This window comes from Sphaerospermopsis kisseleviana CS-549 (assembly GCF_028329225.1).
Taxonomy (GTDB): domain Bacteria; phylum Cyanobacteriota; class Cyanobacteriia; order Cyanobacteriales; family Nostocaceae; genus Sphaerospermopsis; species Sphaerospermopsis kisseleviana.
In genome coordinates this window covers 1-9,361 of the sequence record NZ_JAQMTI010000305.1, presented here as the reverse complement: position 1 = coordinate 9,361, position 9,361 = coordinate 1, and the positions used below count along the sequence as shown (strand labels likewise).

Annotated in this window: 8 protein-coding genes and 1 pseudogene; 4 read left to right on the top strand and 5 right to left on the bottom strand. The window is 40.9% G+C overall.

What is annotated here, in order from left to right; translation table 11 throughout:
• Positions 1–194: 194 nt before the first annotated feature.
• From PN497_RS23725 to clpS, 3 genes are all read right to left on the bottom strand, one after another.
• Positions 195–494 carry a hypothetical protein gene (locus PN497_RS23725; RefSeq protein WP_096570140.1) on the bottom strand — a complete coding sequence of 100 codons (300 nt, stop codon included), beginning with the start codon at positions 492–494 and terminating at the stop codon, positions 195–197.
• Between the two features lie 45 nt (positions 495–539).
• Positions 540–1,355 carry a CPBP family intramembrane glutamic endopeptidase gene (locus tag PN497_RS23720; protein ID WP_096570142.1) on the bottom strand — a complete coding sequence of 272 codons (816 nt, stop codon included), beginning with the start codon at positions 1,353–1,355 and terminating at the stop codon, positions 540–542.
• Between the two features lie 78 nt (positions 1,356–1,433).
• A complete protein-coding gene (gene clpS / locus PN497_RS23715) occupies positions 1,434–1,715 on the bottom strand; it encodes an ATP-dependent Clp protease adapter ClpS (RefSeq protein ID WP_096570144.1) in 282 nt (93 codons plus the stop codon).
• A 240-nt stretch (positions 1,716–1,955) separates the two neighbouring features.
• Between clpS and PN497_RS23710 the strand changes: the two genes are divergently transcribed.
• Positions 1,956–2,312 carry a hypothetical protein gene (locus PN497_RS23710; RefSeq protein WP_096570146.1) on the top strand — a complete coding sequence of 119 codons (357 nt, stop codon included), beginning with the start codon at positions 1,956–1,958 and terminating at the stop codon, positions 2,310–2,312.
• 25 nt (positions 2,313–2,337) lie between these two features.
• Here PN497_RS23710 and PN497_RS23705 read toward each other — a convergent pair whose 3' ends face one another.
• A complete protein-coding gene (locus PN497_RS23705) occupies positions 2,338–2,535 on the bottom strand; it encodes a hypothetical protein (RefSeq protein ID WP_096570148.1) in 198 nt (65 codons plus the stop codon).
• Between the two features lie 529 nt (positions 2,536–3,064).
• On the opposite strand from PN497_RS23705, the gene PN497_RS23700 reads away from it, so the two are divergent.
• From PN497_RS23700 to PN497_RS23690, 3 genes are all read left to right on the top strand, one after another.
• Positions 3,065–5,788, top strand: a complete 2,724-nt coding sequence (locus PN497_RS23700; RefSeq protein ID WP_096570150.1) for a TIGR03960 family B12-binding radical SAM protein — start codon at positions 3,065–3,067, stop codon at positions 5,786–5,788.
• 579 nt (positions 5,789–6,367) lie between these two features.
• A complete protein-coding gene (locus tag PN497_RS23695) occupies positions 6,368–8,491 on the top strand; it encodes an Rne/Rng family ribonuclease (protein ID WP_096570152.1) in 2,124 nt (707 codons plus the stop codon).
• A gap of 8 nt (positions 8,492–8,499) precedes the next feature.
• The gene (locus PN497_RS23690; protein ID WP_096570154.1) at positions 8,500–9,165 is read left to right on the top strand and encodes a ribonuclease HII; all 666 of its coding nucleotides are present in this window, start codon (positions 8,500–8,502) and stop codon (positions 9,163–9,165) included.
• Here PN497_RS23690 and PN497_RS23685 read toward each other — a convergent pair.
• Positions 9,158–9,361 (bottom strand): annotated as a pseudogene (locus PN497_RS23685) (hypothetical protein); the annotation flags it as partial. The gene PN497_RS23690 and the pseudogene PN497_RS23685 overlap by 8 nt on opposite strands.

Here is a 9,361-nt window from a genome sequence, read left to right as displayed (position 1 = left end):
GCTCAGGACAGGCTCAGTACAGGTCGCTCAGTACAAGCTCACTAACCGCTCAGTACAAGTCTTGCCCCCCACATTTATTAAGAAAATACGCTATCATTTATTAAAAAAACTAAGCTGTTGTGCATTTAATTTGTATAAGTGGAACAGGCAAGATGCCTGTTCCACAAGAGTTCAGAATATTAGGATTATACAATTTAGCTGTGTAACAGCTTACAAATCATTTCCCCAGGACTATTATCTTTGAATAGCGTCACATTTCCATCTTTATTTACCTTAAATTTACCCCGACAGTTATAAACTTCCATTGGTGTTTTTTTACCATTAATACTTACAGATGCTCGATATTCCCAATATTTTTTAGCACTGCGTTTAATACTCAAAATACAAATTTCTTGCTCTTGATAATTCCTACATACTGTTGCTAAAGCTGGAGATGTAAAAGGAAAAGAACAAGCAAAAATGAAAACCAGCAGCATCACAAAATATTTAATCATTATTAAATTATCAACTATCAATTATCAACTATCAATTATCAACTATCAATTCTTCTTCATCCACAAAGCTAGTCCACCCATAAATAATACCCCCATTATTCCCTGTAAAGGATTATTATTTACACCTGTCACCCAGTCAGGAACAACTCCCGAATATTTTGTTAATTCTCCCACGTTAATAATATAATAACCCCAAACCAAACCACCATGTAAACCAATCGGTAAACCTAAACGCCCTCTTTTACCAAGCTTTCCCCATACTTGCGTTAACCCTAATAATACTAAAGCCGGAAATTGTGGTAAAGTATAAATGATTGCTGCTAACGGTTTAATAAAATGGGCAACGGCAAATAAAATGGCATTTATCCAAGCTGCTAAATTTAAATTGTAATCTCGCTCTAACTCATCCCATAACCAACCACGAAATAATAATTCTTCCGCAAAACCAACACCGAAACCAACCAGTAAACCTTCTAAAATTATTTTGACTAAAAACACTTTTGGTTGTTGCCACAATAACCAACCCAACCAACCCTGTAAACTAAATACTATTAAAATACTAATTAATCCTATACTTAAACCCTGCACAAAATCTATGCCATTTAGGTGGGAAAATTCTAACCCATAATGTTTTAATATCTGAGGTTGTTGATAAACTTTCTTACCCCATAACTTCAGTAGAAAAATAAACTCTGCATAAAGTAGTACCATTGTCAAGATACTTTCTAAATTAGTATCTTCAACCAGTAAATATATTGGTACTGCAAAAGGCAACCATAAAACCAATAAACACAAGATAAAACAACCCACCCTAACAGGGGCGGGACTTTGGGAAATTTGAGATAGATTAATTTTTTTCATGAATTAGTCAAATATCATCAGTCAACACTATACTACTAATTAACTAATGACCAGTGACTAATAACTAATGACCAATAACTATTCATCTGGTTCAATGGTACTGCTCAAACCATGATTTTTTAAAGTTTCACAATAAAATTCAGCGTGTTCTAAAGCACAGGTGATTACTAAAGCTAATCCGTTGTTGTGAGCTTCCATCATGATACTAACAGCTTGGGGCTGGGTAATACTCGGCACTGTGGTCATTAGCACTTGAACTACATACTCCATAGAGTTGAAGTCATCGTTATGGAGTAGAACGCGATACCGAGGCGCGAGCTTGCGAGTTGTGGAAGGCTTTTGAATAGTTTCTACTGACACTGCTCTTTGCTCTTTGATCGTGAATTTACTACAATATTATTTTTGTTAAACATCATGCTTAACAGTTGTTTATTTACATTATAACATTTTTGTTTTGATTCCAGCTAGAAAAATTCTCACTGTGTGGTTATAACTGGTAATTAGAATTAAAAAATTCCAATTATAATCATAATACTACAGCAATATTACTTTTAAAATGAAGAAAAATACTACAAAGTTTTTGCCTCATCTTCTGCTGCTATGGATATTAGCCCCAACTTTCAACCAGGACAAATAGTGTCTTTAGATTATGGCAACAGAAACCTTTATGCTGAAGTCATTCAAGTTGTGACTGATCGTGATGTATGCTGGGTGCGTCCTTTACTACTGGCTAACTTCACCCACGAACTACCCCTGATAACTGATCTGCGAGATGCGTCTGACTTGTTATGGCCTGTCAAATTATTTCGGACTGCTTTAGATACAGAAGTGATTAGTCTACTGAGTCAACTTTTACCAAAAGAACCAAAAGCTGACACAGATACGGTTGCCCAACAGCAACTAAATCAGTTTATCCACCAGCTTTGGCAAGCGTGCCAAGATGCTCAAGAATTGTGAATTTATTCAGAAAAACTAACAGTTACTAGCCCCAGCGTGGAACTAACTGCACTCGTCCAGCGTCCATCTCTGCCATTAACAATTCTAGAGCTTCGTAGTCCACGTCAGATATATAACCTAATTGAGTCAGTTCTGAGTTAATTTCATTTTCGATTTCTGGCGTTAATTTTTTGATGTGCAACGCTTTCTCTACCAGTTGACGAATGGCATATTGTGTGTTCATAAAAAATCACTCACCTTTAATTGTTAACCATTATCCAAGATTGGTATCGGTATAAAAAGTGATCTAGCTATCTATAAATTAGTGATCTAGATCACAAGCAAACGGTAATTTTGGCTTAAATCCACAGAGTGATAGCTATTCCCAGGTTTAGTATCATGACGACAGAGGATTAATCTGCATTTTGGCTGTCTATGTAGATTGTTTTTTAACCCAAGGAAAAAAAATGTATTTATATATACATTTCGCCTTGTAGTTATAACAATCTTTAAACAAAAGTCACAAAGCAATAAAGCAATAAAGATTTAATAAAGGAATCAGGAATCAGGAGTCAGGAGTCAGAAGTCAGAAGTCAGGATTGAGGATTAAGAATTACACAGATGAATGATTAATTCAGATCGGAAATAGGGTTTAATTATGTTGATCTACTTAATATAGTTCTAATTTACTGTGAACAATTGACCTGAAAGACAGAATAAATGCTAAGTTGAAAGAGATAAGTTGTAATTTAAGTTAGCTAAAAGATAGCAAAGTGGCTGTTTTAGTAGAGCAATTAATAACATCGGATATTTTAAAACCTGCCCGTTACCTGGGTAATGAGCGTTTAGCAGTACATAAACCTTGGGATGCGGCAACTGTACGTTGGGTGTTAACCTACCCAGAAGTTTATGAAGTCGGTGCTTCTAATTTGGGGCATATCATCCTGTATAACATTTTGAATGTCCAACCAAATCAGTTGTGCGATCGCGCTTATCTCCCAGCACCAGACTTGGGCGCAAAACTTCGCAACAACCAAATACCCCTGTTTGCAGTAGAGTCAAAACGGGCATTAACAGAGTTTGATATTCTGGGTTTTAGCCTCAGTTATGAACTAGGGGCAACCAACATCCTGGAAATGTTAGATTTAGCAGGAATACCCCTGACTTGGAAAGAAAGGAGTTCAGAAGGTTCTTCTTCCCAGTCACCAGTCACCAGTCACCAATATCCATTAATTTTCGCAGGTGGACAAACTGCCACATCTAACCCTGAACCTTACGCGGATTTTTTTGATTTTATTGCTTTGGGTGATGGTGAGGAACTATTGCCAGAAATGGGTTTAGTGATCGCTGAAGGAAAAGCCGCCGGTCTAAGTAGGGAAGAATTATTATTAGACTTGGCACAGATTCCCGGTGTTTACGTGCCACAATTTTATGAAATGGGGGAAAATGGCGCGGTTAAACCTTTGCGTCCTGATGTTCCTGAGCGGATCATTAGAAGAGTTGCTACACCTATTCCCGCTTATTCTATTGGTTTAGTACCTTATGTAGAAACGGTACACGATCGCCTAACCATAGAAATTAGAAGGGGTTGTACCCGTGGTTGTCGGTTTTGTCAACCAGGAATGTTAACCCGTCCTGCAAGAGATGTAGAACCAGAAAAAGTGGTAGAAGCGATTGAAGCAGGAATGCGGGCAACAGGTTACAATGAATTTTCCCTGTTATCTTTGAGTTGTTCTGATTATCTATCCTTACCCGCAGTGGGGATGGAAATCAAAAACCGCTTAAAAAATGAGAATATTAGCCTGTCCTTACCTTCTCAACGAGTAGATAGATTTGATGAGAATATCGCTAATATTTTAGGAGGTACAAGACAAGGAAGCTTGACTTTTGCGCCTGAAGCCGGTACTCAACGGATGCGGGATATTGTCAATAAAGGTTTAACCAACGAAGAATTATTACGAGGAGTAAAAACAGCTTGGGAACAAGGTTGGGATAAAATCAAGCTGTATTTTATGATTGGTTTACCAGGAGAAACCGACGCGGATGTTTTGGGAATAGCGGAAACAGTCAGATGGTTACAGCGAGAATGTCGGGGTCAAGGTAGGAGACCGATCAGTTTTAACATGACAATTTCCAATTTTACCCCCAAACCCCACACACCTTTTCAATGGCATTCCGTTTCTACTGCTGAGTTTGCCCGCAAGCAAGATTTGTTAAGACAAGAATTTCGGCGTATTCGTAATGTAAAGGTGAATTTTACGGATATTCGCCTTTCTGCGATGGAAGACTTTATAGGCAGGGGCGATCGCTCTTTAGGAAAAGTCCTCCTTCGTGCTTGGCAACTCGGTGCAGGAATGGACTCTTGGTATGACAGTGTAGAAACAGCTTTCAAGGCTTGGGGAGAAGCAATTGCCGAAGCTGGACTAGATTGGAAATATCGTCAGGTGGAGAATGGGGAATGGAATCTGTTTTCTTTAGGTAACGAAGAACAAGAAAAACTGTCACCTGTCACCTGTCACCCCTTCGGAGTTCGCCAGTCGCTTATGGGGGAACCCCCCAAGACCGCGCTGGCTCACCTGTCACCTTCTTCACCTCTGGATCTGCCCTTACCTTGGGATCATATTGATACCGGGATTGATAAAAAGTGGCTGCAAGAGGACTTAAAACGCGCTCTAGAAGCTGCTGTTGTTCCTGACTGCTCTTTTGAAGGTTGTTCCCATTGTGGTGTCTGTGGCACTGATTTCGGTCATAATATCGTTATAGAACCACCTGCAATTCCTCAGTTTGTCGGTGATTTTGTCCCCAATACCACCAAAGCACAACGGTTAAGGGTTTGGTTTGGGAAACAAGGTGATATGGCTTTAGTCAGTCACTTGGATTTAATGCGCCTGTTTGATAGAGTGATGCGAAGGGCAGGTTTACCAGTAGCTTTTACTGGTGGGTTTCATCCCCATCCCCGTATTGCTTTAGCTAGTGCTTTATCCTTGGGAAGTACCAGCAGTGGGGAAATAGTTGATTTTGAACTCACTCAACCGATGGATGTAGAAGATTTTCGCACCCAATTGGTAAGTCAACTACCGTCAGATATCCCCATCTACAGAATAGAAGAAATAGATTTGAAAGCACCCGCAGCTAACCAAGCTATGAAAGCAGCGGAATATTTGCTCACTATTTCTACACCCGGAAATGTGGAAGCTGACAAATGGCAAGATTGGATTGTGGCTATACTGGATCAAGATGAGATTTTGTCAGAGGTTATGACTAAATCAGGTAAACAGCAGAGCATAAATCTACGCGATCGCTTGTTTGAAATAGATTTAGTGCAGGTGAACACATCTCCAGCCGAGTCTCAAGCTATCTTGCGTTATTTGGGTAGCTGTCGTCATGACGGTGTGATCTTGCGTCCTGAGCAAATATTGTCTATACTAGAAATAGTGGCTGGTGCAGAATTTCATCTCTTGCATATCCACCGCAATCGGCTAGTTTTAGAAACATAATTCCTCAAGGGTAACTTGCTAGTAGTTACCCGGAATAAGCATATTCATAGGAATTGATTTTTAGCAAGGTTGCGCTAGAATAAAGTGAAGAGAAATTTTCTGGCGCTGCGTTGAATAATCTGATTCACTACCCTGATCATCAGGGAGTGCAAGCAAAAATAATGAGAGTGTAGTTTCTAGGATTGTATCCGAAACAACTAAGGCAGGTGAAAATACACTCTCTCTATAGCTACCTAGTGAATCAGTGACTAACAATAGCTTTACGCCTAGTCTCTAACTCTATGCTTTCTACAACACCTGTACCAATACCAAAACCCCAGATGGTAGAGGTAGTGGTTCAGAAATCATCAACCATAGACGGTTGATGTAATTACTGAAAACTCATGCAACGGTTCTGGAATAATCAGGCGTGTAAACGCAATTACAGTATTGTTAACAGCTTTCAATTATGGGAAGCTATGTCAGAGAAAGAAATTTTTATTACCAGTAGCGCCTTGTAGGGCTACCAGTAGGGGGCTAGAGGTATAAAATAAGCTCCTTGTAATCCCCATTGGTGCTGCCAATTTTTGAGGAACTTGAATGCCAAAACAAATTATTATCGCAGAGCAGCATCAAATTGCTGCCGTATTTTCGGAAGATCAAATACAAGAACTCGTTGTTGCCACTGGTCATCATCAAATTGGTGATATATACTTAGGCGTAGTAGAAAATGTATTACCTGGTATAGACGCAGCTTTCGTCAATATCGGCGATCCAGAACGCAACGGTTTTATTCATGTTACTGACTTGGGACCGTTGAAAATAAAACGTAGTTCCGCAGCCATTACTGAACTGCTGACACCACAGCAAAAAGTATTGGTGCAGGTGATGAAAGAGCCAACGGGAACAAAAGGACCAAGGCTTACAGGTAACATTACCCTTCCGGGACGTTATGTAGTATTAATGCCCTATGGTAGAGGTGTGAACCTATCCCGGCGAATTAAAAGTGAAAGTGAGCGCAACCGCCTCCGCGCCCTGGCAATTTTAATTAAACCTGCGGGTATGGGTGTACTGGTGCGAACAGAAGCCGAAGGCAAACCAGAGGAAGCAATAATTGAAGACTTAGAATTGCTACAAAGACAATGGGAAGTCATTCAGCAGGAAGCAGTCTCTACCCGCGCTCCTGCTTTGCTCAACCGAGATGATGACTTTATCCAGCGTGTATTGCGGGATATGTACGGTGCAGATGTGAATCGGATTGTAGTTGATTCCAGCACTGGGTTACGACGAGTTAAACAGTATTTACAAAACTGGAGTGGCGGTCAAACACCACAAGGTGTATTAATTGATCATCACCGCGATCGCTCACCCATCTTAGAATACTTCCGCATTAATGCTGCTATTCGTGAAGCTTTACGCCCAAGAGTAGATTTACCTTCTGGTGGTTACATTATTATTGAACCCACGGAAGCATTAACAGTAATTGACGTTAACTCTGGTTCTTTCACCCGTTCCGCCACAGCTAGAGAAACCGTTCTGTGGACTAACTGCGAAGCGGCTACAGAAATTGCCCGTCAACTCAGACTCAGGAATATTGCTGGTGTGATTGTAGTTGATTTCATTGATATGGAATCACGACGCGACCAACTGCAAGTTTTAGAACACTTTAATAAAACCCTTAAAGCAGACAAAGCTCGTCCCCAAATTGCCCAACTGACCGAGTTAGGTTTAGTAGAACTTACCCGCAAACGCCAAGGTCAAAATATTTATGAATTGTTTGGCGAAACTTGCCCCACCTGTGGCGGTTTAGGACATACTGTACGTTTACCAGGGGAAATAGAAAACCGGATGCCCATCCCCGCAGCAGACATACCAGATCGGTTTACACCCACACCTCAAAGAGAAGTGAAAACACCATCTGCGCGCCTCCCAGAAATCAGGGAAACTAGGGACATTTATGATGGCTTTAGCGAGGGTTTTGAAAGTGATTCTGAGGTTGGCCAGTTGATCAACCATCCCAGTTATCAAGAATTGGGTGACAACAAACGTCGTACCCGCACCCGTCGCAGTCGCATCGGTATCAATGGCATTAATGGCAAAGATGAAGTCAGGTCTGGTAATTCATTGGGATTTGGCAATGATTTAGATTTAGACTTGGATGGTGACAATGAGCTAACCCCCACATCGGAAATTCCCTCTCTTCTCTCAGATCCTCTCCGGGAAAGAGAAGCTATGCGAACCCCCACTCTTGGTAAAGGTGGTTGGGAAAGACCAGAGCGAACCAAAATGAAGATAGAGCCGGTTAAACCAGTTGTAGAACCGCCCCAGATTATTTCCGTGGAAATGACAGACCAGGAACAAAAGATGTATGCTGAAATGGGCATTTCTCCGGCTGTGAAGTTAGAGTCAGAGGTTAAAAATGCCAAATCTGTGATTTTTAACATTGTTCAACCTGGACAAACACCAAATAGCGCAACGGAATCTACCTCAGAATCCACATTTCCCGAAACAATTACATCTGAATTTACCAGAGTCAAAATGCCAACACCAAAAGTTGAGGTAGAAGAACCATCCTTGTTGCCAAAATCCAGAATTGAGCCGCCTCTGGAAGATTCTAAATCCATAGGATTTGACTCTTTGACAGATGATGAGGAAATAATCAATAGCACTTCTATTCCTAATCGCCGTCGTCGCCGTCGTTCTTCCGCACTGGAGGACAGTTAACCGCTTTTATGGTAGAGACACAGCCAACACCTGCATCTGTTTTGTCAACTACACCTTTGGGCGAATCAAGTTGGTGGGAATTTTCCATAGGTTTAGATATTCATGGGTTGGTTGCTGGTGTGGATGAAGTGGGGCGTGGTGCGTTATTTGGTCCTGTAGTTGCGGCCGCAGTGATATTACCGCCAGCAGCTTTGCCACAACTGATGGCTTTGAAAATTAACGACAGTAAAAAGTTGTCTAGTTCTCGTAGAACTCAGTTAGCACAGCAAATTGCTGAACTGGCTTTAGACTGGAAAATTGGTTATGCTTCCACTACGGAAATTGACAACCTGAATATTCTACAAGCAACGCTGTTAGCAATGAAGCGAGCTATACTGAAGCTAAAGGTACAGCCCGCACTTTGCTTAGTTGATGGTAATCAGATGGTAAAGGATTTGAATATACCGCAACAAACTATTGTCAATGGAGATGGGCGATCGCTCAACATTGCAGCTGCTAGTATTATGGCTAAAGTTTGGCGTGATGATTTAGTTTTGCGTTTGGCATCTAAGTATCCAATGTATGACATAGAAAACAATAAGGGTTATGGCAGCCCGCGACATTTGCTGGCTTTGCAAAAATACGGTCTATCACCCTTACATCGTCTCTCTTTTCGTCCTTGTCAACTCAGGTGATTGGGGATTGGTAATGGGTAATTGGTAATTGGTAATTGGTAATGGGTAATTGGTAATTGGTAATTGGTAATTGGTAATTGGTAATTGGTAATAGCTGATTAAAAAACATAAAATTGATTACCCAGTCACCAGTCACCAGTCCCCAGTCACCAGTCCCCAGTCCCCAGTCACCAGTCCCCAGTCCCCAGTCCCCAGT

Bases quoted from the DNA above. Each gene is read 5' to 3' on its own strand.
- PN497_RS23720 (WP_096570142.1), bottom strand. From the start codon at position 1,355: ATGAAAAAAATTAATCTATCTCAAATTTCCCAAAGTCCCGCCCCTGTT.
- PN497_RS23710 (WP_096570146.1), top strand. From the start codon at position 1,956: ATGGATATTAGCCCCAACTTTCAACCAGGACAAATAGTGTCTTTAGAT.
- PN497_RS23725 (WP_096570140.1), bottom strand. From the start codon at position 494: ATGATTAAATATTTTGTGATGCTGCTGGTTTTCATTTTTGCTTGTTCT.
- PN497_RS23695 (WP_096570152.1), top strand. From the start codon at position 6,368: ATGCCAAAACAAATTATTATCGCAGAGCAGCATCAAATTGCTGCCGTA.
- PN497_RS23705 (WP_096570148.1), bottom strand. From the start codon at position 2,535: ATGAACACACAATATGCCATTCGTCAACTGGTAGAGAAAGCGTTGCAC.
- PN497_RS23690 (WP_096570154.1), top strand. From the start codon at position 8,500: ATGGTAGAGACACAGCCAACACCTGCATCTGTTTTGTCAACTACACCT.